The following is a 26,203-nucleotide window of genomic DNA, read 5'->3' on the forward strand; positions in this document are numbered from 1 at the left end:
CTCCTCCATATCAAAAATAGACGCCGGCTTGCAGGATGCAGTTCGCGTAAGGCTTCGCTTCTCCCGTGCGAACAATCACCTTGGCCTTCTGGGTCAACTGCTTGAATTGCTCATGGGTAAGCGCCTCTATCGGCGTTCCCCTGAATTTGTCATTCACATATTGCGAGGTTGCTTGATTATTCACGGCCAGTTCCTCGGCCACAATCACCTTTTCGATCACCATATCCTCCGCAATGACATCGACGACCTCTTGAAAGCCGGGTACGCCCAGTTTAAGCGCCAGGTCAATCTTGGGAACGCCCGCCGGAACCGGCAGTCCGATATCTGCAATGACAATCATGTCGGTATGGCCCAGGTCAGCCAGTATTTTGGAAATATGACTGTTCAATATTCCATGTTTCTTCATAATTAAAGACTCTCCTCGACTTCAGCTCTCATGGGCATGCCGCCTTGAGCGCCGAATTTTGTTACGGATAAAGACGCAGCACGATTCGCGAACTTCACACTGTCCGGGATGGAGCTGCCTTCGGCCAGAGCCACGGCAAATGCGGCGTTGAACGTATCTCCTGCTCCAGTTGTATCTATGGCCTCCACTTGATAAGTGGGCACCAGCACCTCGCGCTCTCCATCGTAATACCGCACGCCGCTGCTGCCCTCCGTTATGAATAGCTTGCCCGGAAACTTCCGTAAAGCTTCTGCTTTATCCACCCCGCTGAACAAAATGGAGCATTCGTGTTCATTCGGCGTAAGATAGGCAGCCTTTTCGATCACCGCTTCACTAAGCGGGCGGGCAGGCGCTGGATTGAGCAGCAAGGGCACATTGATTCTCTGGCAGAGGCTGCTAACATACGATACCGTTTCCTCCGGAATTTCCTGCTGCACCAGGACCATATCGGCGCTTCGGATGGCGTCCAGTGCCCGTTCGACTAGAGCAGGTGTGACGTGATCATTTGCACCTTTGACCACGATAATGCTGTTGTCCCCCTCAGCTAAAACGATGTGGGCTGTTCCGCTCTCTACATGTGTAACCGGTTCCACATTGGCGGTAATAACGCCATTTCTTTTAAAATTGTCCATGATCGCTTTGCCGTAAAAATCGTCCCCGATACAGCCGATCATCGTTACCTCAGCACCCAGCCGTGCGGCGGCAACCGCTTGGTTCGCACCCTTGCCTCCCGGAACGGTGGTGAAGCGGTCTCCTAGAACCGTTTCACCAACTTGAGGCCGTTTGGAAGCGGTTACCACCAAATCCATGGAACAGCTTCCAATTACACAAATCTTAGCCATATCTTTCACCCTTTCTTACTGGTTTCCATTCTGCTCCGGGTAGTTTCCCGCTCGATGAAGCTGACCGGCAACTGAATGATCTTATCTTCCACCTGATCCTGCTCAATGAGCTGAATCAATAATCGGGCGGCCTCACTGCCCATGTCACGTGCAGGCTGGCGGATAGTTGATAAAGATGGCGACATCAGACTGCTGAGCGGAATATCGTCAAAGCCGATAATCTGAACGTCCTCCGGCACGGTTTTGCCCAGCCGGTGAGCTTCATGAAGAACCGCTGTGGCCACAATATCATTACTGGCGATCACGCCGTCTGTATCCAAAAACCGTTCAAACAGCTCGGTCGCCCATTGCTCTGCTTCGGTATAGGAAAAGGATGATGTCCGGATCACATTGTAGCTGATCCCCATTTCTTCAAGCGCTTCGGCCGCGCCCTGAAACCGGTCCTGCGCCGGCTTGACATGGGCCGGTCCTTGGATAATGGTAATCCGGCTGCTGCCTCTTGCAACCATTTCCTGAGCGGCGAGACGTCCGCCCTTCCGGCCATCCGCGTAAACGGAAGGACTGTCATTGGAAGTACGGTCCAGGAAGACGACCGGAATATTCATTTCCAGATAAGCCCCGCTGTCGGGAAAATTCGTTGAAGATATCACACCTACAACATTATTCTGTACAAAAGTGCGGATATAATCCAGCTCTTTCTCCTCATTCTCGTCACTATTGCCAAAAATAATCCGGTACCCATTCTCTTGCATGTAATCTTCGATGCCGCGTGCCAACTGTGGAAAAAAAGGGTTGGTAATATCCGGCAGCAGTAAACCGATTAACTTGGATTTGCGTTTGTATAAAGACCGGGCCACTTCATTGGGGGAATAATTGCTTTGCCGGATCGCCGCCTCTACCTTTTTGCGGGTATCGATGTTGACATAACCTGATTCATTGATCACCCGTGAAACCGTGGCCACCGAAACGCCGGCAATTTTCGCGACATCCTTAATTGTAATCATGGACTGCTCTCACTCCCTCACGTGTGTAACCGGTTACATGTTTTACATTTACAGATTAGCATATCCCGATTTGATTTACAAGTACCAAATAAAGGCACTTGCACGAAGCAAGCACCTCATACTTAGCGCCCTGTGGAATATGGTCCGGGCGATAGGTCTGGGTTCAAATCCACAACATCACCCAGCCATGTTCGTAACGGCATACCGCAGCAGCTGCTCACGCGTATCTAGCGGAATGTCCTGAGGCTCATCCACCAGAGCATGCGGGTTCACCTCTATCTCTTCTCCAGCTTCTGCCTTTAAACGGGCAATCTCTTTAATGGTATCTACAGGACTGGAGTGGCTTCCCAGCAATTGAGAGGTTAACCGCTCCGTCAACTCTTGCGGATTCTCCATCTTAAAGCACAGCTTCCCTTCTGCCAGCCGGATCTGCGACTCATACTGATCTCTTTGATCGGTCACGGTCCATCCCGGCCAAGCTGTGCGAATCTGCTGCAACAGAGTCCCCGCATCCGGGGCATACCAGATATCTATCGTTCGTGCCAGCAAATCCAGGTGGAAGCCTTGATCCGGTGTCTCTTTCGGCCATTCGTTTAAGTCCAATTCTGTGCTGCCTTCCGATTTATTAAGCAATTCTACCAGCGAAGGCCCCTGCAATAGATAATCTTCCAGCTCCGATTGTACCGGGTATAGCCGCATTTCCCCATCCAGATAAACCACGCTTGCCACCGTTCGGACCCAGCCGTCCCTGGGTTCAGGCACCAGCGATAATGGAGTAATGGTCCTACTCACTTCACTGATGAGTTCTTCCACCGGATAGCCCACATAAGCTGCCATGTCCAATATCCCGGAAGAAGCCCATTCAATAGTCCATCCCGGCCATAAGGGCTGCATCATCTTCAATAGATGCCGGCGCAGCGGAATCTCATAATGCTCGTCCTCTCCACCGTACCACAATAAATGCCGGTGATCCAAATCCACACATGCACAGCCTTCCGCCCATGCATTGTCCAGCCAACCCTCTGCAGGCTCTTGCTGTTCAATAAAAGCCACGGCCGCTTCCGGCCCCCAGAACAAATCACTTGGAAGAGTAATTGCGCACCAATGGCTGTAGTACAAAGAGTAATTACCTTCCCGAATAATCATGAGATTGGCCCGATGTCCCATACTCTACCTCCTAGTGAATTAATGCAGTTTCTCCAATCTCAACTGCCTCAGCGGTGTTAATTCTTTGTGCACTTTTTCGCTTGATATATTATTCGGCTTAACTACCTCTTTCCCCTCTGAGGTTAATGGAATGGTCCTGAATTGGACGGGAATTCGCGCGCAAAGTTGCTCGGAAAACGCAGCTATAACAGCAGCAGCAAACCGCCCTCCAGCTTAATGATCCTTGGCATAATTCAAACCTAAGCGGTAAGCTTGGTTCAGCAGCATTTCGAAATGACCGGGATTTGAAGCCATGGTCTCATATAAGAATTCAACCTTGGAATTGGAAACACCGCAATAATCTGCAATTCCTACATTCAGCAGATGAGTAATCGTTTCATCATAGTTACGCTTTTTCATCTGTTCTTTCGAAACGCCAGCCAAACCTAGCCACAAGACATGCTGATGATGAAGGTGGTTCGAACCGTACGCAAACCCATTGTTCCATACACGGTCAATATACCCCTTTAGCATAGCCGGCAAATGCCACCACCAAAGAGGAAAAATAAATGCCAAAGCATCATGCTCCTTCATCCGTCTTATTTCCATTTCAACTTCAGGGGAAAAGGACTGTTCCGCAACTAACCAATCGGGTTCATCTGCTCCTTTTAAAACAGGGTCAAAACCAATCCCGTGCAAATCCAATATCTCGTAGTCGTGGCCAGCCTCGGCAAGACCTTGTACGAAACGACCAGCCACCTGAAAGGTCAAGGAATCTTTTCTCGGGTGTGAAACAACGATTAATACTTTCATGCTTGTATCTTCACTACCTTTCTTGAGCAGCTGACTTCTAGCCATGGTTAATGGCTGATGCTATTATAAACAGTAGGAAAATAATCTGGAAGTACGCACTTTTAAGTTCTATAGGAAGATACAGGTGCCATAGGAACATGGAAGTACCCTAGGCAGATTCCCCAGAAACCGACCTGAGTAACGGATTGAAGTGATTGGTTGTTCTCAGCAAACCTAGCCTTTTTAACGGAGGATTAAGAGATGACTGAACAGATGAAAAATAGCGTTCAAAAGAAGTATCAAGTTGGAGTGGAAGCGGCTTTAGAAGTAATGGGAGGAAAATGGAAGCCTTTAATTATCTACCATTTGATGACAGGACGGAAACGAACGTCTGAGCTTCGTCGGTTAATACCCGGCATTACTCAAAAAATGCTGACCACTCAGCTCAGAGGCCTGGAAAAGGATAAGATTGTTACACGAAAGGTTTATAAGGAGATCCCCCCTAAAGTGGAGTATGAATTAACGCACTACGGCTGGGGATTAAAACCCGCGCTAGACCATTTATGCTATTGGGGTGAGGATCACCTGGAAAAGATTCATGGAGACAAATCCAAGGTTTTGGAAGAATTCCAAGAGTGACGTGGCCACTGCGAAGAGGGGGGGCCTCCGATCAATCTTTAATGTCGAACAGTAACGTTTTTCCAGCCTCCCTCTCCCTCCGTTTCTGTTACGTTTGCCAGCCAACCTAAGTAGTAATGTTCATCCAGCTTATCGAGACATGCTTCATTCTGATCCGCTCTATTCAGCAATTTGCGTAAAAAAGACCCTTCCCGGGAAGAGTCTCTGTCAGGTTGATTCATTAATCCCAATTATTAAAAACTATCTCTTTAAGTACTTGTGGTTTCCAATATTTAATCTGCTTCAGTTCATCTTGGTTCAGGTTTTGAATCATCTCTTCATTAACTCTCATTTCAAGATCCTCAAGCCCTAATATGCGATAAATATCGCAGCGATCATTACTTTCAAATTGCTCTCTGCATCGAGAAAAGGTATTAATATAATATGTATTATCAATAAATTCAATATTTCCATTTCTATATTCGCTTGCAAATGCTACGAAAGGATATTGTTTGTTCATGATTATATACACCTTACCAGATGCTTTAGCCAGTTCTCCAATGTAGTAATTTGAAGTGTAAAAAATCTCTACAACATTAACTATATCCAACCCTAATTCTTCTGAAAATTGGTGACAGAAGAATTTAAATTCTTTATCCGTAATTTTTGTTGTGGCTAAACTCTTGCCAAATCCCGTAATACCTTCCGGAAGGATCATACTTGATTCTCCAATTTGTCCTTTACTCGTTCAATAAAATTAAGCAACTGTGACTGCTCTCTTCGTTCTGCTATCATCGAATCCATTACTTCTACTGTCACATCACGGCCTCCACTTAAATTCGTAAATAGCGAACCAATGGTATAAATCGGCCCCCACGGTATGCCCCACCATCCGAACAATACACTAATAAACGTGAATTTGAGCCCTGTACCAACTGAACCCATTCTTGGTTCTATGTAATAGATTGACGAACTCTTCCGGAAGGTCATGAAGATGATGGATATACAATATGTATACACGACAAATTTCCCGCCTTGTTCAACCTCCTGCTCTAATGTATCCCAAGGGAGTCCCCCCAGGCCAATAATATCCATCTTACAATTCCCTCCATATGTATGTATAGTTGCAATATTCTTTTGCAGAGTGATTGTAACATAGATTCCACAATTTGTAATCGAACAATAGTCACCTTCCTACACAAGAAAACCACGCCATTTCGGCATGATTTTCTAATCAAGCTATGCAGATAGGACTGTCACGTCATTTACGGTTGCAGAGGGATGGTCACTTCCAAATCCTTCAGATATGTGCGCTTTCCCAGATTTTCAGTCCCTGGAAGAATATTGCCTTTGCTGTCTTTCTTTTGCCCAACAATACTAAAGTCATCATTCTTCATGGTCAATGTAAATGGTTTGATTGTTACCGTCTTAGGTGTAGCGGCAAATGGAGCATACAGTTCATTAACGTGATACGAAGTTTCCGGTTTGCTGTTGAAGAACCCGAATCTGTATGGGTCAAAGGCATTTCCCTGATCATCAACAATCTCATAGTACACTTTACTTGCACTGTAGTCGCCTGACTGCTCCTTAGACTGTGGAACCTCACCTTGGCTGTCCAAGATCAGACGGGTGGAGACTGGAGAAACAAACAATTCCTTGACGGTATAACTAAAGGATCCATCCGATTTGGAAATGTCCGGCTTGACCACAAGCGCATTGTCGTCCAACTGTACAGGTACCTTGAATTCATAAGTTTCATTCACCTTAGCGATTTTAGCCTGAATCGTCAGATCGAATTGGTCAGGCAGATTCAAACCATGTGTCAATTCGACCAGATAAGCGTTCTCTTGAAATGGCACATCACCAAAACTACCTGAGCTGAACTTGATCTCCTGCCCGTCAGCAAGCAGAACCGGAAGTTCAAGCTTTGGTATCGGATCATTCACATCTGCACCTTCGTGTTCCAGCACGAAAGATAGACGTGTGCCATCATACAGCAGATTGCCCAGCTTCAGAGTGATTCCGTCATGAGTCACACTTTGTCCAGGTTCGGATAGAATTCCTTGCGCAATAGCGGTCTCTACCGCTTGATGGCTCGTTCCTTCATAAATGATGCCAAGGCCCGGAATCTGCTTTAGAGTTTCTGCCATGACCGGTGATACAAATCCTGCGCCGATCGTACCTGCACCAAGCACCCCTGCAATTGATGCCGCAATTGCGGTTTTTTTGAAGACACTGGATTTTGAATTCGATGTTCTTGTTCTTCTGCTCATATCATGCTCCCCAATCTTGTTCATAATGTAACTGCTCAGTTCTCGCTTTGGCAAAGTGGATTCACGAATTATTTGTTCAATGGCATCCAGCTCAGTATGTTCTGTTTGCTTCGGCAATTGTCCCATGTACTCTCTCTCCTTTGTGGCCTATGCGTTCCATTAGCTTTTTGCGCAGCCGTTCATATTTTTTTCTGACCGTAGCGGTCTTGAGTCCCATAATTCCACTTATCTCCTCAAAGGTGTACTGTTCTACCGCTTTTAGAAGCAGGATATGACGTTCTTCCGTTGTGAGATAGGCCATAAGTTCGTAGATCACCGAGTCTTGTCGGGAGATGTGCATCTGTGACTGCTCGTCTTTGCAATGTTCAACCAGCCTAAGCCAACGACCTTGTTTCTTCTTCATGTTGATCAAATGATGGTATGCCAGCTTGTAAAGCCAAGCCGAAAAAGAAATACTGCTACTGTAGTGATGAAGGTTCTGATAGGCGCGGATAAAGATTTCCTGCACGGCATCTTCTGTTTCTGTATGATTTTTTAGAATATAGAAACAATAGGTATACATTTGCCGCTCAAACTGATGAATGATAATTTCGTAGGAATGCTTGTCTCCTGCTCTGACTGCTTCCACAGCCTTCTCGATCATTTTCTTCCTATCATCCTCTTCCCCGGGGATGGTTGGCTGCACAATCTCACCTCCTTCCGTATGTTTACCTATATAACAATCCCAAAGCATGATTTTGTGACACGATCAGGTGATTTCTTCTATTTCTTTCAAGCTTACGAAAAAGACCCTTCCCTTGAAGAGTCTAATTAGAATCGTATGTTCACAGCAAATTGCCCTTAATACTCAATTTCCGCCATTTGCCACATTCGCTCTACGATCAAGCCTATTTCATGAAGCACAGAATCACTCCGTTTATCTTTCGGATACCCAAAATACAGATCAATCTCAAGATCAATGCCGTTCCAGATCTGCAGCTTATTGTCCTCGGCAAAACGCATTGCGATCGGCTCCGCCAGCAGCGAGCAGCCGGTCTCCCGCCCGACCAAATCCCCGATCAGCGATTCGTCATCGACATACATGATTTTGAGCGGAAGCAGTTTCTGCTGCAGGAAATAATCAATGGATTGTTTATAGAAGGGACAACCCTGTGTCGTCCAGATCCATGGCTTCTGAGTAAAATACTCCAACGTTAACTCCCCTTCAGGCATAGCCCAGCTGTTAGGGTAGACAACAACCATCCTGAAGGAATGCAGTTTGATCGAATGTACGGACGGATGTCCGGCAGTTCCATAGTAAAAACCCGCGCTTATCCGGGAGCTGGTCACATCCTTAAAGAAATCTTCACTTTTGATGTCCATAAAATGCAGCTCTACTTGCGGCAAACTCTCCGAGATGAACTCAATCAATGGTTTGATTTGAAGAACCTGCCCGTCTGTATTCAATCCAATCCGAATGGGTTCCGTTGAATTTGTCAGCAAATCACTTGCTTTATTGTGAAAATCGTCAATGGATACGAGTATTTTCTGCGCTTCTGGCAGTAGCTGTGAACCTTTTTCCGTAAGGACCATCCCTCTGGAGGTTCGGTAAAAAAGTGCAAAACCCAGCTCATTCTCCAGAGCTTTCAGCTGCGCGCTTGTTGCCGGTTGGCTCGTGTTGAGCTGTGCTGCCGCTTCGGTTAAATTGCCTGTCCGGGCGATCTCGACAAAGGTCTTTAATTGGTACAGTTCCACGGCACTCCCCCCTTTAATTGCGGTTAAATAAACCATCCGTTTTTCCGATCGACTTCATCCGAACATACAATTGGACGGCGTGATTCGGATCAACTATAGTAACTCTAGAATGACTGACAAGGAGTGTGCAATTATGTCTCTATTCATTGCCATGTGCTTTTTTTCATTAACCATGTCGATTTCTCCAGGTCCGGTGAACATGACAATTCTGTCTACAGGAGTCAATTACGGATTCAAGCGTTCTATCCCGTTGGTGTCCGGCGCAACTGTCGGCTTTACGCTCTTGCTAATCGCCGTTGGACTTGGAATATCCAATCTCGTAGCCCAAGCTCCGGTATTCTATCAGTTGCTAAGATACGCGGGCGCAGGGTACATGAGTTATATTGGATACAAAATAATGGTATCCCGTCCAGAGATCGAATTCAAGGAGGAGCGGCTCCCACATTACCGTCATGGCTTGCTCATGCAGTGGCTTAATCCCAAGGCTTGGATCGCTTGCCTTTCCGGTGTTTCGGCCTTTGGGTTAAATGAATCCTATTCTTCCCTGCTTGTCTTTGTATGTATCTATTTCCTGATTTGCTATCTTTCGCTTTCCGCCTGGGCCCTTCTGGGCTCAAAACTGCAATTTCTCACCAAAGTGAAGAACGGGATCAAAGTGTTTAACCTGGTAATGGGAGGATCATTGATTATAGTAGCAGTTTATCTGATGTTCACGAAATAGCATGGCTTCAACTTTTAACACTTCAGCCCTCATATAGACCTCCTTAGCTTGTTAGGAGAATTATACTGTGAGTAGTCAAATCCAGTAATTGACATGAATTTTACATAATAAGGTTGCATTTCTCTTAAATCCTTCTTCCAATCTAGTTGATTTTGAGCGCTTCCATGTAATAGAATGGACTAATTAAAAAGAAAAGGATGCGCATAACCGATGCGGTTGAAGAAACCACGTACACTCAGTAAAAGATCCATATTATTTTTCTCACTGATCATGCTTGCCAAAAGCTATTTTGCTTGGTATTACTTGTTCGAAGACGGGCCAACCTGGACTACATGGTTCAAAGAAATTCCTTTTGTGCTATTGATCTTCTGCTTGATCGAATGGTTCGCTACGAAACGTAAAATAGCCATCTACATGTTTGTGAATTTGCTCATTACCGTTTTGTTCTTCTCTCTGATTGTATATCATAATCATTTTGGTATTATTGCTACTTCTCAGGTCATCGGCCAGGCGAAACAGGTGGGAGCCGTGAAGAAAAGTATTTTTTCGGTCATGCACCCTCAATATATGCTTATTTTTCTGGATATCATTATCATTAGTTTTGTTATGTTTAGCCGAAAGAAAGCAGTCGCCTGGAAAAAAGCCATGTCACGCCGAAGTAACCGCAAAGTGGTGGCTGCCTTGTTCTGTGTTTCTTTCGCGATCTGTGTAATGAATATTTTTCCGAACCAGGCCAGTATGAATGAAACCATCCAGGCTGAGCAAATGGGAATTCTCAACTATGAAGCCTACGCCCTGCTTGCGGAGCGTGAAGAAGAGCTTATTGAGCTCTCCAAAATTAATCAATCCGTCATTGATCAAACTAAAGGCATTGAGGCTCAATCTAATCCGCTCTTGTTCGGAGCCGCCAAAGGAAAGAACCTGATTATTATTCAAATGGAGTCTTTTCAGAACTTCCTGATTAACTTGTCGATTGACGGGCAGGAAATCACTCCGAATCTGAACAAGCTTGCCGCCGGGAATTTCTATTTCCCCCGTTTCTACCAGCAGGTTGGACAAGGCAACACTTCCGATGCTGAATTTATCGTGAACACTTCTTTTTATGTACCACCGAATGGTCCAGCTACTGATATATATGCTCCCAAAGAGCTTCCAAGCTTACCTAAGCTACTCCAGGCGCAGGGTTATGATACAGCAACCTTCCATACGAATGAAGTTGACTTTTGGAACCGCGGGGAGCTTTATGAGGCATTAGGATTCGACCGCTTTTATGACAAATCTTACTTCGGTGAAGATGACACCGTCTTCTACGGGGCGTCCGATGAAGTTCTTTACAAGAAGACATCGCAAGAGCTGGCCCGAATGGACCAAAGTGCTCAACCTTTCTATTCACATGTAATCTCCATGTCCTCTCATAATCCGTTCTCGATTCCGGAAAGCAAATACAAAATGACATTGCCGGAGCGATTCGAAGGAACGCTCGTTGGCGATTATATTCGTGCTCAGAATTACGCGGATTACGCGCTTGGACAGTTTATCGACGAACTAAAGCAGAACGGCGTATGGGATAACAGCTTAATCGCATTATATGGTGATCATCGGGGACTTCCTATTTTCTCACTTAAGGATGAGGATAAAGTCTTACTTGAGGAAATTCTGAACCATGAATATACGGAACGCGATTTGATTAATATTCCGTTAATCATAGCTTCTAAGGGGATTACGACTCCAACCGTAAAGGATCAATTAGGCGGACAGGTTGACATTTTACCTACGATATCCAATTTATTAGGGGTAACGCTAGATAACCATATTCATTTTGGACAGGATCTGTTAAATGAATCCGCCTATAACCTGCTGCCTCAACGCTATTATTTACCTACCGGATCTTTCGTGAATAACGAAGAGCTTTTCTTATCCGGCAGCGGGTTTGAAGACGGCCAACATTATACTTTATCCGGAGATGGCGCTAAACCGCTTCAATCCACTGAAGATGAGTTCAATCGTGCCCTGGAGCTCCTCCGGCTGTCAGACAGTTATGTGACGCAATTACCTGATAGAGAAGTTGCCGAAGTAGAATAGTAGGCACAGCCCTCACGGCAAGGACAGCCCTACATAGCTCATTCAACCCCACCGTTATTAAACGGTGGTTTTTTTTGTAGGCACTTAACCCAATCAGCTGAATAATATGTCTTGAAAAGACAAATTAACGGATGAATGAGGGAAGCCTAATGGAACATTGGATTAGAGTAGAACCGCAGGTGAATGTATATGTAAATGATATCAACCCGCTAGGCAGGAAAACGATTTTGTTCATCCATGGCTGGCCTGCGAACCACAAGATGTTCGAATATCAGTACAATCGTCTGGTGCCCATGGGATATCGCTGTATCGGAATGGATATGCGGGGATTCGGGAATTCGGATAAACCTCTGAGCGGATACGACTACAATCGGTTAGCGGATGATATCCGGTGTGTTATCGGGGCTTTAGGGATTCGGGACATTACACTCGCGGGACACTCCACCGGAGGAGCTGTAACTATACGTTATATGGCCCGCCACAACGGGTATGGGGTGTCCAAACTTGCGCTTTTCGCCTCGGCTGCTCCCAGCCTGATTCAGCGGCCCGGTTTTCCTTATGGCACCACAAAAGAAGCTATAGATCAGATCATTCAAGCGACCTATCAGGATCGGCCCAAGATGCTGCGTGACTTCGGAGAACAATTCTTCTATCAAAAAGTATCGCAGCCGTTCTCGGACTGGTTCTTCCAATTAGGACTGCAGGCAGCGAGCTGGTCCACTATAGCCGTCTCCAACGCCTGGCTCGCCGAAGTATTATTTCAGGATCTCCCAAAAATACAGGTCCCTACTTTGATTCTTCATGGCATCCATGATCAAGTTTGTTACTACCCTTTGGCTGTGGTGCAGCATCAAGGGATAAAGAATTCTGTGCTTGTGCCATTCGAGAATAGCGGCCACGGATTGTTCTATGACGAACGCGAAAAATTCAACCGGGAGCTGTCCAGGTTTGTCGGGTAGCCTAAATAAGAAAGAAGGGCGGGATGCAGATGGGCAGCAATAAGGGTTATGAGCAATGGGCGATTTTTCTGGCTGCTGTCTGCGGACAGACCTATGCGCAATTTTCGAATACGGATGGTTCGTTCGCCGTGCCGGCGAATTATTCGGTCAATCATGTAATCAAGGCGAAATCCTTGGGCCATGTATGGGAAAACTTCGGATTTATTATGGAATCTCCACAGGAGATAATTATTGCTTTTCGGGGGACCAGCTCGACAACCAATTGGATCTCGGACATCATCGCCTCACAGAGAAAATTCAAATATATTAAGGAAGATTGCCTTACCCATCGCGGGTTCACAGACATCTATTCTTCGGCCCGTGAAGGAATTCTCTCAGCACTGTCCAAGATCGAACCCGGCAAGACATTATACATTACAGGCCACAGCCTCGGTGCAGCACTTGCGACAATGTGTGCAGTCGATCTGAGTGCCAATACGGATTACCGCTCACCATATCTATTCACTTATGGGTCCCCTCGTGTAGGCGATCCAGCCTTTGCAAAAGTATGTACAAGGTATGTTCCGAACAGCTACCGCATTGCCAATCCTTTTGACGTCGTGACCTACACTCCACCCTCTATCTACAAGCTGCCTAAGCGGGAAAAAAGGTACTATTACAGTCATGTTCAGACCCTCAACCCGCAGTCTTTCCAGAATGGTGCTGTTGGTCTCAATCACATTATTGGAAGTTATTTCACAGCGCTCTCCAAGCTTCAGCCGGAGTTTACCGAACAATTATGTCAGGCGAATCCCGGTTTTTGCCCGCTCATTGAAGTGAAAGTGCCAAACTAATTCAGGCCGCTATCCATGAATTGGCGCCTTATTGTATCCATTCCATCAAGTACAACCGTTGCTTATCCACGTTAAGGATGATGATGCAGTAACTGCCGTCCTCTTTCTTTTTGTAATAATAATAATCACCTGCGTTATACTCCGTCGGGTAGTTCTGATAAAGTTTACCGTATTCAGCAATCTCTTTCTGTGACACCGGTATAATAGATTGTGTGAACCGCAATACTTCTTCTTCCAGGGAATGCCTTGATTCTTCAGTTATTGGCTGCCAGAGTGCCTGGTCTTGAACCTTTGCCAGTTGTTCTTCGTTATAATTCAGAACATAGTATCCTTCTCCATCCCCATGAAAACTCGGTTCACTTTCAAATACAACTACTAGCTCAGCTGGTTTAGGGATCGTTATTCCCCACCTGCTGCTCCACATATCATAGTTTGCGGTATCATTGTCATACATTTTATAACCCGCACCTATACCGATAACGATTAAAAAAATGACGCCACTCCATATGGCTACTGTCTTCCTTCGCATTGTTGCTTCCTCCAGCCTTGGGTACTCCCCGAAATAATTGCTACACTTTCAAAAGTAAATATTTGTTATTATACCTTGAATGGTTATTGTTTGCACTCTACTATCCCAATTGCGGTCATCATGATTGTGAGCTAGAATGTTCTTTAATTAGCCATAGAGGTGGTGATTTTTACTTGCTTAATCAGAATAAGAACATAGTTAATAAACCGTATATTCCATTAGATAATTTATCCTGTAAACTTCGGGAGATTATTCATATCAAGTGCAGTCCGAACGAATGGGAAATAAAGCTTCAGTTCATCGAATCGCACCAGCTTCTTATCGCGGCAAGCGGTCAAGGGTGGCTGAACGTTGACGGACAGTTCATCGAAATGCGGGAGGGCAACATGTATGTGTGCACACCCGGTCAATTGATTCAAGCCGTGGCACACTCGTTTGATGAACGCGGATTCTATTATTTGCGGTTCGATGTCATTGAGGATGATAAATCAACAGTTGATCCTATGCAGATGGTTAAGCGGGACAGTGTGTTCCCGGTAAAAGGCGAGGTTGCCGCCTCTTCTCCAGTTTCTGTTAACGCATTGTGCGAAAGCATTTGTAACTTCTTTCAAAGCGAAGATCAATTGGAACGGTTTCGTAGCCACATTCTCTTTCAAGAGCTTCTGTATCATATCTTGCAGGATGCTCATGTTGTACAGGCAAAGGATTCGGATGCAGCACTTGAATATGTGAAAACCTACATAGAGCAGCATTATCAAGAGGAGTTGTCGATTGAGCAATTGGCCAAGGTGGCGGGAGTCAGCTCCCGCCACTTCATGAGGTTATTCAAGAAAAGATACGGCTGCAGTGCGATCGACTATTTGGCAGCCTTCCGGATCACGCAGGCGCAGCAGCTTATGAGGACAGGAGGAGAATACAGGCTCAAGGATATTGCCCGGCATGTGGGATACCCTGATGATCTTTATTTCCGGCGCAAATTCAAACAGATATCAGGACTCCCGCCAGCCGCATTTATGAGAAACAGCAAGCAAAAAATTGCCGCTTATCACGGGTCTAGCATCGGTCAATTGCTCCCGATTCAAGTCACCCCTAGGGCTGCACCATCCGATCATCCCTGGACAAACTATTATCAGCGAAAATACCAAACGGATCTTGTTCTGCCGCTGAGTACGGATCATTCATTGAAAAGGGATGAGCTTAAGCTCGCTGAGCCTGATTTTATTATCGGAATCGACAGCTTCGTATCTGCCGAGGAGCAGACAAGGATCAGGCAAATTGCACCCGCATTTTTCGTACCCTGGATTGACAACGACTGGCGTGGACATTTGCGCTTGATTGCACAATTTCTGGACAAAACAGCAATAGCAGAAACCTGGCTTGGTAACTATGAGCGCAAAGCCCATTTTGTAAGAGAACAGATTAAGAACACGATCGGGGAAGAAAATCTTCTCATCCTTAGAATCACTGGAGACCGCTACCATGTTTTGGGCTGTAGGAGCCTGGACGCTGTGTTCTACGACGATCTGCATCTTGTCCCCGCACGCGGTGTCGATCGTATGAATCCGAATCAGCAGCTGACCCCAGATGAGTTAACGGATTTCTGCCCAGATCGGATATTGCTTATCCTGAACGAAGACCCGCTGTCCCAATCAAGTTGGCGTGATCTTATGCGCTCAGCATCTTGGCGGGAGCTAAAAGCAGTCAGGAACGGGCATGTCGACTTCCTTCCCACATATCCTTGGGTAGAGTATACGGCTTTCACACATGATCTCATCCTCGACGAAGCCCTCAAGCTGTGGCGTAATCGTGCATAAAAAAATGTCGTTATCGTCAATATGCCGAAGCTACAAAATCATTTATACTCCATCTATGTGATAATGATAATCAATCTTATTGCGAGGTTGTCATTGGCAAATTAGTTTATAAGAGGAGTATCGGCGAATGAAAAGAAATAAAATAATGATCACGGGACTAGTTATCCTATTGTTAATAATGCTGAGCACGGCATGTGCGGGCAAAAACACAGCATCAGATAATTCCGGCACGGCATCCGGAGACTCTGCTGAAACAAGCGCAAGTGCATCCGATAATAAGCAGCGTGTTGTAAAAAGTACAAACGGAGACATCCGAATTCCTACAGAACCTAAAAGGGTTATTGGTCTTTCAGTCGTGTATCCCGAGTTCTTATATGCTCTAGGTGTGACACCGGTTGCCGTTCAGAATTACCATCAGGATTTCCCTTCTTATTTAGAAGAAGGATTAAAAGATGCATTGAAAACCGGGATTGCCGAAACCCCTAACTTTGAAGCCATATTGTCTGCTAAACCGGACCTCATTATTGCACCCGTGTGGTGGTCCGAAAAGGATTATGAGCAGCTTTCCAAAATTGCACCAACCGTGCTTTTGCCACAACGGGATCATTGGCGTGAGGAATTACTCGATATTGCTGAGGTTCTAGACAAGAAGGAACAAGCTGAGCAGGTCATTGAAGATTTGCACCAGCAAGAAGCCGACGCCAAGGCTAAACTAGATACTCTTGTTGGCAACGAAACTGTAATGTATATGATGATTATGGCAGATCAACTGATTATTTATGGAGAAAATATCGATCGGGGCAGCTTCATCCATAAAGTGTTAGGCTTGTCACCCGTTAAGGAATTCCCGCAAAATGAAAAGAGCATTTCGATTTCATTAGAGAAAATCCCCGATTATAATCCTGATCATATCATTCTGCAGCTTGATGACGAGTCCAACGAAAAAGTTCAGAACAGGTATAAAGAAATGCTGGACAGCTCGCTCTGGAAAAATATGACGGCCGTGAAGAAAAACCAGATATACATGATGAATGGCAAAGAATGGTTCAATCTGGGGATGTCTCCTTTGGCAGACAGTAGTGCAATTAACGATGTACTTGATGCGTTTGAGAAGAAAGGGAATGAGTAAGGTGACGGTGACAGGTGGTGGAGCGGATGGACTTTAAGCAATTGGAAGACAAGTATTTCCTGACCCTGCATGAGCCTTGCAATACCATACTTGCTATGTCAGCATATGATTTACTCCAAGCAGGACATACGTTACTCCTGCTCGATACTTACGGTCCTTATATCAAGTCAAGAGAACGCTCGACCACTGCCGTTTTTTTCTGTACCTGGCTTGGTGAGCTGTGTGCTGCTATGCAGCACATGTTGTTTTGCGGCGAAGAAACCATATTGGAATTGTCATTACGGAATATATCTGTACAATTGTATGATGCAGACACCCAGTACCCTTTGTTTTCATTTAAGATAAACGAAATAAGGCGTATTGAAATTCCGACTGTAGACCGGGAAGTGTGGAGTACGAAGGTACTCCATTCCTTTTACAACGATCTTGTTAGACCGCTAATCGAAATTTTGTCTGCAGTGGCTCAAATAAACGTCATGCAGTTATGGGGGCAAATCACCAATACGTTGTACTCTCGAATGGAAGAGGAACTTGCCGGAGCTTCGTCCGTGGAAAGCAGGCTTCAAATCAGTAATCATTATAATATCCTGAAGCAGGGTATCGATCCCAAAGCCTTCGGGCTTCGCAGTAATCCGTTTGATGTGAAGCTGCGGTACATTGAAGACCCGGCTCAAAGCAATCAGAGACTCTTGCTTAAGACAGCCTGCTGCCTTGCTTATCGCTTGGATACCGGGTTCGGATATTGCGATACTTGTCCGCGATTGAATGCAAAGGATCGGGCAGCAAGGTTCCCATCCTGATGTTGCCCTTCACCCTTCCACTAACCCATAAAATCTCAAATCTCCGTCTTTAGTTTCCGCGATGAATATATCGCTCCGTTCCTTGACGCTGTAGATCTTTGTCCCAATGGATAATTGATTGGCCGTGCCATTCTTAAATTCCTTGCCATCTCCGGACTGTTCAATAATTTCCGTTACATACTGATCTTTATGAAGTTCTAATTCATCCACCCATGGAATCCCAGAGTTATAAATGATATCCGAGAACATAAAGATATTCGCATTGGAATTGTCAGACAGAACATCTTCCGCAGTTGGATTGGATGTACTCCATTCCCGGCTGACTGAACTTTTGTTGGAATTACAACCAGCTATAACAAACATGAAAATGATAGTGACCCATAGAATTGCAATCCGTTTGTTCATTTTGTCCTCCCCTGAGCTGCTAAAGTATTGGGTGCGGCTCCCTTTCTGTCATTCTCCAAACGTAAGAACCAATTGAAACTCCCCATCCGCAAGTGCGGCGCCAAGGCTCCCCCCCTGCTTCTCTACCAGTTGTTTCACGATGGATAAGCCGAGGCCCAATTGGCCGCTTGCTCTGGAGTGATCACTGGTATAGGTTCGCTCGAACAGCTTGGGAAGATCCTGTTCGTGGATATGATCGGTGTCATTCGCGAAAATAATCATTACTTTGTGATCCTTTGTAAATAAAGAAATCGCAAGCCGGTTTTTGGCATACCTAAGCACGTTCTGCAGCACATTGGAGAAAATTCGAATCATGGCTTTCTCATCCAGCCAGATCGTCCGCACCGCTTCATCCAAGTTCAGCTGAACTTCAATGTTCTTCTGCACAAGGTCCGTATGGAACGCGAGAATTACTTCGCTCAACAAGCTGTACAGATAGAGGGGCTGCATATCCATAGGATAGTCCCCGGACTCCAGACTGGATAATTCATAGAACGACTCCACAATGTTGTTCATCACCGTCATTTTATGCAGAATAATGTCCAGGTACTCCTGCCGCTCCGCTATTGGGATTGCCGGGTCCTTCAGCAGATTGGCGTAGCCTTGCATTGAAGTAAGAGGTGTCCGCAAATCGTGAGAAATGTTGGCGATTTCCTGCTTGATTGCAAGCTCTCTCGATTGATGGGTCACTTGTTCTTTCCTGCGCTGATCGAGCTGCCGGTTAATGGCAACCACCAGCTGCTCCATCTCACGTCCCGGCAAAGGCAGCTTTACGTTCAGGTGCTGCGTGGGAGGATGGTCTACTTCTGCCAGTTGTTTTCGTACTTGCATAATGCTCCGCCGCTGCAGTATATAGGGAATAAGAAACAAAGCAGCCGTTAAGGCAGCAGTTATGACGAGAGCTAGATGCATGTTCCTTATCCCCTCCTGGACCTATAGTCAGAACTCTTCTTTCTTGAACAGATATAGCCCTAGCGTATAAAATACCAGCGTATAGACCGCCCCCACTGCCCACGGTTCCCAGGCTGCATAGCCCATCTCTTCATAGGCATTGAGCAAATAATAAGCGGGTCCATGACTATGCAACCACCCTGCCCATGTAAATCTGCCTTGGAGGTAACCCAGAATATAATGTGGCAGGAAATAGATGAGCAGGTAGGCGATGAGCAGCTGTGCATTTTTCTTCATGATGGCAGCAAGACAGTAGTAGGTTGTGATTCCTGCAATCATGAGGGGCAGCATGTTAAGCAGCATCCTCGTATATTCCGTGAGTGCGTGATCAACATTGCGAACCAACAGGGTAGTTCCCAGAAGCAGGGACACTCCCACCAGTACAAGAGCGAACAAGAAGAACCCGGCCATTGTAATCAGCAGTTTGGCTGTATAGATGGTTTGCCTGCTGTAGCCATAAGCTACCGTATTCTTAAGCACATTCTTATTGTCGCCCATAACGATCAGCGGAAAGATGAAGAGCAATACGAACACAACCGGCATCATGCTTAGGACATTGCGGTAGAAGAATCGTTCATTTCCGTAGGGGAAATTAGGCTCTGACTGCTGAAAGGCATACAGGGTGACAGCCGCGCCAACCATTAGCAGGATATAAAGCAAACCAGATAAATAATAGTTTCGGGTCCGGACGAAACGATACTGCTCGCTTTTCATCAGATTAAGCATCACGTTCACCTCCCAGCAGACTCAGGTAGTATTCTTCCAGGTCTCCTCCCGTGACATTTATCGAAAATACACCGATACCCTGACTATAGAGTACCCGGTTAATTTGATCGGTCTTGTCCATACCGCCGAACAGCTGAATATGATGATCCGGCAGGATTCGATAAGGGATGTCCGGGAAGTGCTTTTCCAGAATCGTGGCGGCTTTGCCGCTGTCATTCACAACCAGCTCGACGGTTTTTCTGGTTTTGTTCAGCAGTTCCTCTGCCGTCAGCTGCTCAACAATCCGTCCCTGATCCATGAAAACATACCGGGTAGCTACGCTCTGTAATTCAGATAACACATGACTTGAGATTAAGATCGTCACCTTTTTTTCCTCATTCAAGGTCTGAATAAGCTGACGGATCTCCACCTTCCCTTCCAGATCCAAACCGTTAGTCGGTTCATCCAGAAGCAGGAATGTCGGATGAGTCATCAGGGCAAGCGCCAGTCCCAGCCGCTGCTTCATTCCGAGGGAAAACGCCTTAAATTTCTTCTTCCCGGTAGTAAGAAGCCTCACTTCCTTAAGGGCTTGATCGATAGAGGTTTTGCCTGCGATGCCCCGCTGCTGGCGGTAATATTCCAGGTTCTGCCTGGCCGTAAAGTCCGGGAAAAATGCAGGCTCTTCAATGAGCGCACCCATCTTCCTGCGTTCCTGCCTAACCTCGGCAGCTTCGCTTTTTCCATACAAAGTGATTTTGCCAGCCGTCGGAAAGACCTGTTCGGTAATACATTTGAATAAGGTAGTTTTACCAGCGCCATTTTTACCAATTACTGCGCAAATATCACCTGCAGCAATGTTCAGGTGGATATTCTGGAGTGCGTGTGATTCCCTGTAGGTTTTACTTAGCCCCTCAATCTCCAGTATACAATGCATCATCGTAATGACTCCCTTGCAATTTGATAATTCAATTGTATCCAGGTCACCCTTAATAAGCTTTAAGCAAAACCTTAAGAAACCTTAAAGAAGTTAAGGCTACACTATTTTGAACCCGATACCCCAAACCGTGCGGATATATTCCTCTTCGGTAACCGCGGCGATTTTGGCCCGCAGGTTGCTGATATGTACATTAATGGTGTTGTCGTCTCCAAGATACGTCCCTTGCCAAATATTCCGGTAGATCTCACTTTTCGAGAAAATCTTATCAGGCTTGGACAGAAGCAGTGCCAGAATTTCGAATTCGTATTTAGTTAAAGTCAGTAATTCGCTGTTCAAGGTCACTTCACGCCGCTGCTTGTCCATAATCAGTTCACGTACACGGATAATTTCTTCGCCAGGATTCACCGCATGCACGTATTGTAGACGTCGAAGCTGTGCCTCCACTCTAGCCATAACTTCTTCCTGATCAAAGGGCTTGGTAATATAATCATCCGCACCTAAACGAAGCAGCCCCACCTTGTCCTCCAGTGTGCTTTTTGCAGAAATGACAATGATCGGAACCGTGGATTGTTCCCGGATTTGCGGAATCAACGTTTCTCCAGGCATTCCCGGCAGCATCAAGTCCATCAGCACCAGCTGGTAGGCTTCAAGCGACAGCCGAAGCGACGCTTCACTTCCCGAAAATGCAGAGACGGCAGTAAGTCCTTCGCCCGTAAGCATGCGGCACAGCAGGCGATTGATATCGGCATCATCTTCTATTACGAGTACTTTGATGTTTGAGTCATCCACTTAGGTTACCTCCAGCTACAATTATGGCCAATTCCAGTTCCTTCTCTGGAAACGTAATTTGCATTGGCTCTACTACTCTATTAATCTTAACGTATTGTGACATCATCCGGTAGACCGGACAAGGGGGAATCGTTCATGGAATGGGACAACGTATTCGGAATCAGTTATCAGAAGCAGCCTGGCCTAACGGAAGCAGAGCTGGAGCAATTTATGCAGAGCTGGCACAAACCGCTGACGGAGCCGGAAATCGACGAAATCATCAGCCGGCAGCGCAATCCCTTCCCGGTTGCCCATCCGCTGCATGCGCAGTACGCTCCGTTTGACCCCGGCTTATGGTCCATCCCGCACAAAGCGCTGCCTGCAAGTTATCTGGACTTTCTGTGTTATTCCAATGGCGGGGAGTTTGTGAACGGGGAACGCTACTTTCAGTTTTTTAGCGCGGCTGAATTAAGACCCATGCTTCTGGCCTATGAGTTTCCGCAGTATATGCCGGGAGCGGTGCCCTTTGCCATGGACGGGAACGGCAATCATTACATTTGGGATATGCGCATGGAAAGGGATGCTCTGGAATATCCGATTCTTGTATCCCATTCCGGCAACCTCGGCTACGAGGATTCCATTGTTATTGCGGGATCGTTCCCGGAGTTATGCCACGGAACTACTTCAGTGGACGATGAGCTGCACGGGTAGGGTGCTGGCGGAAGAAATAAAAAGCCTGAAATCGTCCCAGCGCTATGCTAAGACGACTTCAGGCTATACTTACAGCTTCTGTCTGCAACTATTTATCAAATAAAATCCATCTTGATCAGCTGCTCAATATGGGAGGGATGATACATCGCCATGCCCGTCTTCATTCTTCGAAACCCTTGTTCCTCGTACCAGGAAACCGTATTGGGATGGGTATACAGCACGACGTTGCAGCCTGCTGTTTCTTCCAGAATCGCAGCAATGATTTGCTTGCCCAAGCCCCTATGATGATAGGCTTCATCCACTGCAATGTTATACACTGCCGCTTGCGAAATGCCGTCAGACAACGCTCTGCCACAGCCGATAACCTTGCCGCCAGCCAATACAAATACATTGACAGCACTGTTCTCAAAGGCAGTTTGTGTCTGCGCGGGTGTGAAATCCGTTAAGCCAAAACCATTCAATAACCCGGTTACCTGGGTCCAATCGATATTTCCTCTATCTTTTTGAAAAGTATAGGTCATCTTAAATCCCTCTTCTTAAATCGCAAATTCCGGTTCCTGGTCACGGTAGTAATTGGCAAGAAATTGCTTGGTTCTGTCGGATTTCGGATGTGAAAATACTTCCTCCGGCGTTCCGTCCTCCACGATGATACCTTGATCCAGAAATAGCACTCTTGTAGCTACTTTGCGTACAAAGTTCATCTCATGTGACACCAGCAGCATCGTGTTGCCTTCTTCCGCCGCCTTTTTGATCGTGTCCAGCACTTCGCCGACCAGCTCCGGATCGAGTGCAGAAGTTGGCTCGTCAAACAGCAGGATTTTGGGCATCATCGCGAGCGCCCGGGCAATCGCTACCCGCTGCTGCTGCCCGCCGGATAATTGCTTGGGATAATGATGCACCCGGTCAGAGAGTCCAACTTTGGCAAGATGTTGTTCGGCGATTTTCCGTGCTTCCTCTTTGGGAACCTTCTTCACAACTGTTAATCCCTCCATGACATTTTCAAGCGCAGTCTTTTGGCGGAAAAGATTAAACTGCTGGAATACCATTGCCGTGCTTTTTCTAAGCTCAATCACATCTTTTTTGGATTTCTTAGCCATATCCACCTTGAGATCATCGATCTTAATCGTACCTTCATCCGGTACCTCCAGAAGATTAATGGATCTTAACAACGTAGATTTCCCTGCGCCTGAAGAACCAATTACTGCGACGACATCTCCTTTGGCAATCGTTAAGTTAATGTGATCGAGGACGATACTTTTATGAAATGATTTGGTGAGTCCGTTAATCTCAATCAAGGATCACATCTCCTTTTCTGCTCCGCAGGCTCTTGTAGTCGATGTCCAGACGTTTCTCGAGCAGCGCAATCGCCTGTTCAATCAGGATCGTCATTGCCCAATAAATTAAAGCCAGCGAGCAATAGGATTCAAAAAACCGGAGATTGTTCCCGGCCAGTATCCGTGATTGGGCTGTGATCTCAACGACCGAGCAGACGAACGCCAGAGAAGTGCCTTTCATCAGTCCAATCAGGGCATTGCCTAACGTGGGAAGGGCAACGATAAAAGCCTCCGGAATAATGATCCGTCTCAGCACCTGGCCATACGTCATGCCTAGCGATTGCGCGGCTTCAGTCTGTCCTTTATCCACAGACAATAAGGCCGCCCGGATAATCTCAGAGTTGTACGCAGCTTCATTTAACGATAAGGCAAGCAGTACATAAAATATAGAAGAAATCGAATTCACATTGTAGCTTGTATCATGATAGTAATTGTAATATTTCAGAATCAGCGGAATTCCTGCGTACGATAAATATAACTGAATGAGGATCGGTGTCCCGCGGATGAACGAGATGAACACCACACTAATTTGATACAGTACGGGTATTCTTTTAATCTTGATAATGGCCAGCAGGAGCCCCAGAAGAAGCCCTACCAGCATGGATATAAGCGTCAGTTCAATCGTCACAGGCAAATATTTAAGCAGCTTCGGAATCAGCGTAAATACGAGCTCAATATCAAATATATTCGGCATGGGTACGTCCTTTATTGAAGTTCTGGTGCAAAATCGCCATTTAAGTATTTTTCGCTGATTTTGGAGATGGTGCCGTCCTTGACCAAAGCTTGGATGCGGCTGTTTACATCCTTCGTCAATTGTTCGCTGTTCTTGCCTTTACTGAGAATCAGGTAGCTGTAAGGAACACCAATCCGGTCCGTATCTTCCTGGGACAGCGGGATGGCTTTCAGCTTCAGGCCAAATTCCTTAATATACAGCTGCAGCATCGCTGCATCAATTAAGTTGAAATCATCTGCGCCGCTCTCCACATTTTGCAGGGTTACGGCAAGCTCAGTGTCTGTGTAGTTCAGAACGACCGGCGTTTTCGCGTGTTCCTTGTTGTATTTCTCCAGAGCGACGGTATAATTCACACTTGGGCTTACGGAGGTCTTCTTGCCTTCCAGATCCGCAAAGGATTTAATATCGTCCCGGTCTTCTGCTACGGCGATCACAAACTGATTTTTAAAGATCGGGTCCGAATAAATGTATTTTTCTTTTCGCTCCGCATTGCTGGCAAAATTGTTGGCGCCAATCTGATAGCGGTCCGAGTCCAGTCCGGCAAAGATCGAAGGGAACTCGGTTTTCTCAATATTAATCTCGTATTGGGGCAATCCTTCAAAGATAGCTTTCACGATCTGAATATCGTAACCGTCAATCTCATTATCATCATTTACATATGAGAAAGGTTTCGGCGCACCGCCTGTAGCTATATTGATTGTCGTTTTTTCCTTGTTAGCAGCATTTGTGCCTGCAGCATTCGCCGAAGAGTTATCTTTTCCGTTGCCGCAGCCGGCCACTCCGGCTAATAATACGATTGACGCCAAACCGAGTCCTAATTTTCTCCATGTTGTCATCTTCATTTCCCCCTATATTTCAACCTTATTAATGTGCTTTATTTTTGTGCTCTGAATTTATTCTGCGGATCAGCACTTTTGTCTTGTCTGTTCTGCGGTTCTGACCACAGCCCGTCAAAATCAATCTCATTCCAAAATCGTGTATTATAATCAATAAAGATGGTTTCCTTGTTGCCATTCGATTTAGCCAAGTCCCGCAAATACGTATTGTTCTTAAAGGCCGGAATTTGATATAAATCACGGGCATATCCCCATATATTCTTGAAATCGACAATCCGGTTCCGGATCGGGCCCAGGTTCTTGAAATAGTAGGTATCAAAACGGGCCAAGGTTACAAATAAGCGGACATCTGAATCTGTAACATAGTCCCCGAATAAAAATCGTCTGGACTCCAGTCTCTCCTCGATAGCATCAAACGCCGCATACAGATGATTGAAAGCATCGTTATAGGCTTCCAGTGATTGCGCGAACATGGCCTTATACACGCCGTTATTGACATTATCGAACAAGTAATCGTTGTACTTATCAATTTCTGTTCTTAATTCTGCAGGATACAAATCCGGCGCACCTTCTTTGTGGAAGGGGGCAAATTCATTCTCCAAGTAATTCGTCAGCCAGACGTAATCGTTATTCACAACTTTTTGGGTTGTAATGTCAATTACCGCGGGAACCGTAGGTCTTCCTTTATATTCGGGATCACCGTTTGCGTATAATGTACTTAGGAACTGCTCACCTAATACGGGGTCGGTATTATTGTCATCGTAGACAAATTCCCACCCGAGATTCACTTCATGTTTTCCGTGTCCCACCAGATTAATACTGATCACGTCTTCTAAACCGAGTAATTCTCTTACGATTGAGGCACGGTTGGACCAATGGCAGCCTTTCGCCCAGATCAGACGGTAACGCCCGGCTTCAACAGGAAGCTTGCCTTCTCCCTCTCCAAAAGGGATAGTGAAGTGGTTTTTCTGACGGACAAAAAATCCTTTATCGTCGATTTCATGCTCCGTTTCCTTCGGTCTTACGCGTACATTCGTTTTTTGGGTCATCTACTTTCCCTCGC

At 46.0% G+C, this 26,203-nt stretch carries 30 protein-coding genes; 9 read left to right on the top strand and 21 right to left on the bottom strand.

The annotated features are described in order from the left end of the window. Positions 1-10 precede the first annotated feature (10 nt). From rbsD to ACAN56_RS17485, 5 genes are all read right to left on the bottom strand, one after another. Positions 11-406 (bottom strand): D-ribose pyranase, encoded by a 396-nt coding sequence (gene rbsD / locus ACAN56_RS17465; RefSeq protein WP_379144479.1) that lies wholly within the window; start codon positions 404-406, stop codon positions 11-13. 2 nt (positions 407-408) lie between these two features. After that, complete coding sequence (gene rbsK, locus ACAN56_RS17470; protein WP_379144482.1) at positions 409-1,287, bottom strand: ribokinase; 879 nt, start codon at positions 1,285-1,287, stop codon at positions 409-411. 5 nt (positions 1,288-1,292) lie between these two features. After that, positions 1,293-2,291, bottom strand: a complete 999-nt coding sequence (locus ACAN56_RS17475) for a LacI family DNA-binding transcriptional regulator (protein ID WP_076112475.1) — start codon at positions 2,289-2,291, stop codon at positions 1,293-1,295. Positions 2,292-2,468: 177 nt separating this feature from the next. Further along, positions 2,469-3,458: a hypothetical protein gene (locus tag ACAN56_RS17480; protein WP_379144485.1), complete on the bottom strand. Its 990-nt coding sequence runs from the start codon at positions 3,456-3,458 to the stop codon at positions 2,469-2,471. 213 nt (positions 3,459-3,671) lie between these two features. Next, positions 3,672-4,250 carry an NAD(P)H oxidoreductase gene (locus tag ACAN56_RS17485; RefSeq protein ID WP_379144487.1) on the bottom strand — a complete coding sequence of 193 codons (579 nt, stop codon included), beginning with the start codon at positions 4,248-4,250 and terminating at the stop codon, positions 3,672-3,674. Between the two features lie 240 nt (positions 4,251-4,490). Between ACAN56_RS17485 and ACAN56_RS17490 the strand changes: the two genes are divergently transcribed. Beyond that, entirely contained in the window at positions 4,491-4,868 is a 378-nt protein-coding gene (locus tag ACAN56_RS17490) for a winged helix-turn-helix transcriptional regulator (RefSeq protein WP_038593935.1), read from the top strand. A 220-nt stretch (positions 4,869-5,088) separates the two neighbouring features. Here the strand turns inward: ACAN56_RS17490 and ACAN56_RS17495 are convergent, their stop codons facing one another. The 5 genes from ACAN56_RS17495 to ACAN56_RS17515 form a co-directional block, all read right to left on the bottom strand. Then, on the bottom strand, positions 5,089-5,565 hold the full coding sequence (locus tag ACAN56_RS17495; RefSeq protein ID WP_038593938.1) for a hypothetical protein: 477 nt from the start codon (positions 5,563-5,565) through the stop codon (positions 5,089-5,091). Further along, positions 5,562-5,942 (bottom strand): hypothetical protein, encoded by a 381-nt coding sequence (locus ACAN56_RS17500; RefSeq protein ID WP_063848052.1) that lies wholly within the window; start codon positions 5,940-5,942, stop codon positions 5,562-5,564. Before ACAN56_RS17500 ends, ACAN56_RS17495 begins: the two co-directional genes overlap by 4 nt. A 170-nt stretch (positions 5,943-6,112) precedes the next feature. After that, positions 6,113-7,246, bottom strand: coding sequence for a DUF4179 domain-containing protein (locus tag ACAN56_RS17505; protein ID WP_379144490.1), 1,134 nt, complete (start codon positions 7,244-7,246; stop codon positions 6,113-6,115). After that, the gene (locus ACAN56_RS17510) at positions 7,212-7,805 is read right to left on the bottom strand and encodes an RNA polymerase sigma factor (protein WP_038593943.1); all 594 of its coding nucleotides are present in this window, start codon (positions 7,803-7,805) and stop codon (positions 7,212-7,214) included. The genes ACAN56_RS17505 and ACAN56_RS17510 overlap by 35 nt, the downstream gene beginning before the upstream one ends. A 155-nt stretch (positions 7,806-7,960) precedes the next feature. Beyond that, positions 7,961-8,854: a LysR family transcriptional regulator gene (locus tag ACAN56_RS17515; protein ID WP_038593948.1), complete on the bottom strand. Its 894-nt coding sequence runs from the start codon at positions 8,852-8,854 to the stop codon at positions 7,961-7,963. A gap of 133 nt (positions 8,855-8,987) precedes the next feature. Between ACAN56_RS17515 and ACAN56_RS17520 the strand changes: the two genes are divergently transcribed. From ACAN56_RS17520 to ACAN56_RS17535, 4 genes are all read left to right on the top strand, one after another. Next, positions 8,988-9,575 (top strand): LysE family translocator, encoded by a 588-nt coding sequence (locus tag ACAN56_RS17520; protein WP_379144494.1) that lies wholly within the window; start codon positions 8,988-8,990, stop codon positions 9,573-9,575. 210 nt (positions 9,576-9,785) lie between these two features. Beyond that, positions 9,786-11,657: an LTA synthase family protein gene (locus ACAN56_RS17525; protein WP_379144496.1), complete on the top strand. Its 1,872-nt coding sequence runs from the start codon at positions 9,786-9,788 to the stop codon at positions 11,655-11,657. 149 nt (positions 11,658-11,806) lie between these two features. After that, positions 11,807-12,616, top strand: coding sequence for an alpha/beta fold hydrolase (locus ACAN56_RS17530; RefSeq protein WP_379144499.1), 810 nt, complete (start codon positions 11,807-11,809; stop codon positions 12,614-12,616). A gap of 29 nt (positions 12,617-12,645) precedes the next feature. Continuing rightward, positions 12,646-13,449, top strand: coding sequence for a lipase family protein (locus tag ACAN56_RS17535; protein WP_038600141.1), 804 nt, complete (start codon positions 12,646-12,648; stop codon positions 13,447-13,449). A gap of 28 nt (positions 13,450-13,477) precedes the next feature. On the opposite strand, the gene ACAN56_RS17540 is transcribed toward ACAN56_RS17535, so the two are convergent. Next, the gene (locus tag ACAN56_RS17540; RefSeq protein ID WP_379144501.1) at positions 13,478-13,978 is read right to left on the bottom strand and encodes a hypothetical protein; all 501 of its coding nucleotides are present in this window, start codon (positions 13,976-13,978) and stop codon (positions 13,478-13,480) included. Between the two features lie 173 nt (positions 13,979-14,151). On the opposite strand from ACAN56_RS17540, the gene ACAN56_RS17545 reads away from it, so the two are divergent. The 3 genes from ACAN56_RS17545 (at position 14,152) to ACAN56_RS17555 (ending at position 17,721) form a co-directional block, all read left to right on the top strand. Further along, positions 14,152-15,792 (top strand): AraC family transcriptional regulator, encoded by a 1,641-nt coding sequence (locus ACAN56_RS17545; protein WP_379144503.1) that lies wholly within the window; start codon positions 14,152-14,154, stop codon positions 15,790-15,792. Between the two features lie 127 nt (positions 15,793-15,919). Continuing rightward, entirely contained in the window at positions 15,920-16,921 is a 1,002-nt protein-coding gene (locus tag ACAN56_RS17550; RefSeq protein ID WP_038593962.1) for an ABC transporter substrate-binding protein, read from the top strand. Between the two features lie 26 nt (positions 16,922-16,947). Then, on the top strand, positions 16,948-17,721 hold the full coding sequence (locus ACAN56_RS17555; RefSeq protein WP_379144506.1) for a (2Fe-2S)-binding protein: 774 nt from the start codon (positions 16,948-16,950) through the stop codon (positions 17,719-17,721). Positions 17,722-17,730: 9 nt separating this feature from the next. Here ACAN56_RS17555 and ACAN56_RS17560 read toward each other — a convergent pair whose 3' ends face one another. The 5 genes from ACAN56_RS17560 to ACAN56_RS17580 form a co-directional block, all read right to left on the bottom strand. Continuing rightward, positions 17,731-18,126 (bottom strand): hypothetical protein, encoded by a 396-nt coding sequence (locus ACAN56_RS17560; protein WP_038593968.1) that lies wholly within the window; start codon positions 18,124-18,126, stop codon positions 17,731-17,733. A gap of 48 nt (positions 18,127-18,174) precedes the next feature. After that, on the bottom strand, positions 18,175-19,077 hold the full coding sequence (locus ACAN56_RS17565; protein WP_379144508.1) for a sensor histidine kinase: 903 nt from the start codon (positions 19,075-19,077) through the stop codon (positions 18,175-18,177). 27 nt (positions 19,078-19,104) lie between these two features. Next, positions 19,105-19,842 (bottom strand): ABC transporter permease, encoded by a 738-nt coding sequence (locus tag ACAN56_RS17570; protein WP_038593974.1) that lies wholly within the window; start codon positions 19,840-19,842, stop codon positions 19,105-19,107. Continuing rightward, complete coding sequence (locus tag ACAN56_RS17575) at positions 19,835-20,758, bottom strand: ABC transporter ATP-binding protein (RefSeq protein WP_379144511.1); 924 nt, start codon at positions 20,756-20,758, stop codon at positions 19,835-19,837. Before ACAN56_RS17575 ends, ACAN56_RS17570 begins: the two co-directional genes overlap by 8 nt. Before the next feature lie 96 nt (positions 20,759-20,854). After that, on the bottom strand, positions 20,855-21,547 hold the full coding sequence (locus ACAN56_RS17580; protein WP_379144514.1) for a response regulator transcription factor: 693 nt from the start codon (positions 21,545-21,547) through the stop codon (positions 20,855-20,857). A gap of 135 nt (positions 21,548-21,682) precedes the next feature. Between ACAN56_RS17580 and ACAN56_RS17585 the strand changes: the two genes are divergently transcribed. Further along, a complete protein-coding gene (locus ACAN56_RS17585) occupies positions 21,683-22,237 on the top strand; it encodes an SMI1/KNR4 family protein (RefSeq protein WP_379144517.1) in 555 nt (184 codons plus the stop codon). A 95-nt stretch (positions 22,238-22,332) separates the two neighbouring features. Here the strand turns inward: ACAN56_RS17585 and ACAN56_RS17590 are convergent, their stop codons facing one another. The 5 genes from ACAN56_RS17590 to ACAN56_RS17610 are packed head-to-tail and all read right to left on the bottom strand — an operon-like array spanning position 22,333 to position 26,189. Beyond that, on the bottom strand, positions 22,333-22,758 hold the full coding sequence (locus tag ACAN56_RS17590) for a GNAT family N-acetyltransferase (RefSeq protein ID WP_076112453.1): 426 nt from the start codon (positions 22,756-22,758) through the stop codon (positions 22,333-22,335). A 15-nt stretch (positions 22,759-22,773) separates the two neighbouring features. Further along, entirely contained in the window at positions 22,774-23,532 is a 759-nt protein-coding gene (locus ACAN56_RS17595) for an amino acid ABC transporter ATP-binding protein (RefSeq protein ID WP_379144520.1), read from the bottom strand. Further along, positions 23,525-24,265, bottom strand: a complete 741-nt coding sequence (locus ACAN56_RS17600; RefSeq protein ID WP_379144523.1) for an amino acid ABC transporter permease — start codon at positions 24,263-24,265, stop codon at positions 23,525-23,527. Before ACAN56_RS17600 ends, ACAN56_RS17595 begins: the two co-directional genes overlap by 8 nt. A gap of 11 nt (positions 24,266-24,276) precedes the next feature. After that, positions 24,277-25,140, bottom strand: coding sequence for a transporter substrate-binding domain-containing protein (locus tag ACAN56_RS17605; protein WP_379144525.1), 864 nt, complete (start codon positions 25,138-25,140; stop codon positions 24,277-24,279). A gap of 38 nt (positions 25,141-25,178) precedes the next feature. After that, positions 25,179-26,189: a glutathione S-transferase C-terminal domain-containing protein gene (locus ACAN56_RS17610; RefSeq protein WP_379144528.1), complete on the bottom strand. Its 1,011-nt coding sequence runs from the start codon at positions 26,187-26,189 to the stop codon at positions 25,179-25,181. Positions 26,190-26,203 lie beyond the last annotated feature (14 nt).

The organism is Paenibacillus paludis (genome assembly GCF_042610515.1).
Taxonomy (GTDB): Bacteria; Bacillota; Bacilli; order Paenibacillales; family Paenibacillaceae; genus Paenibacillus_AQ.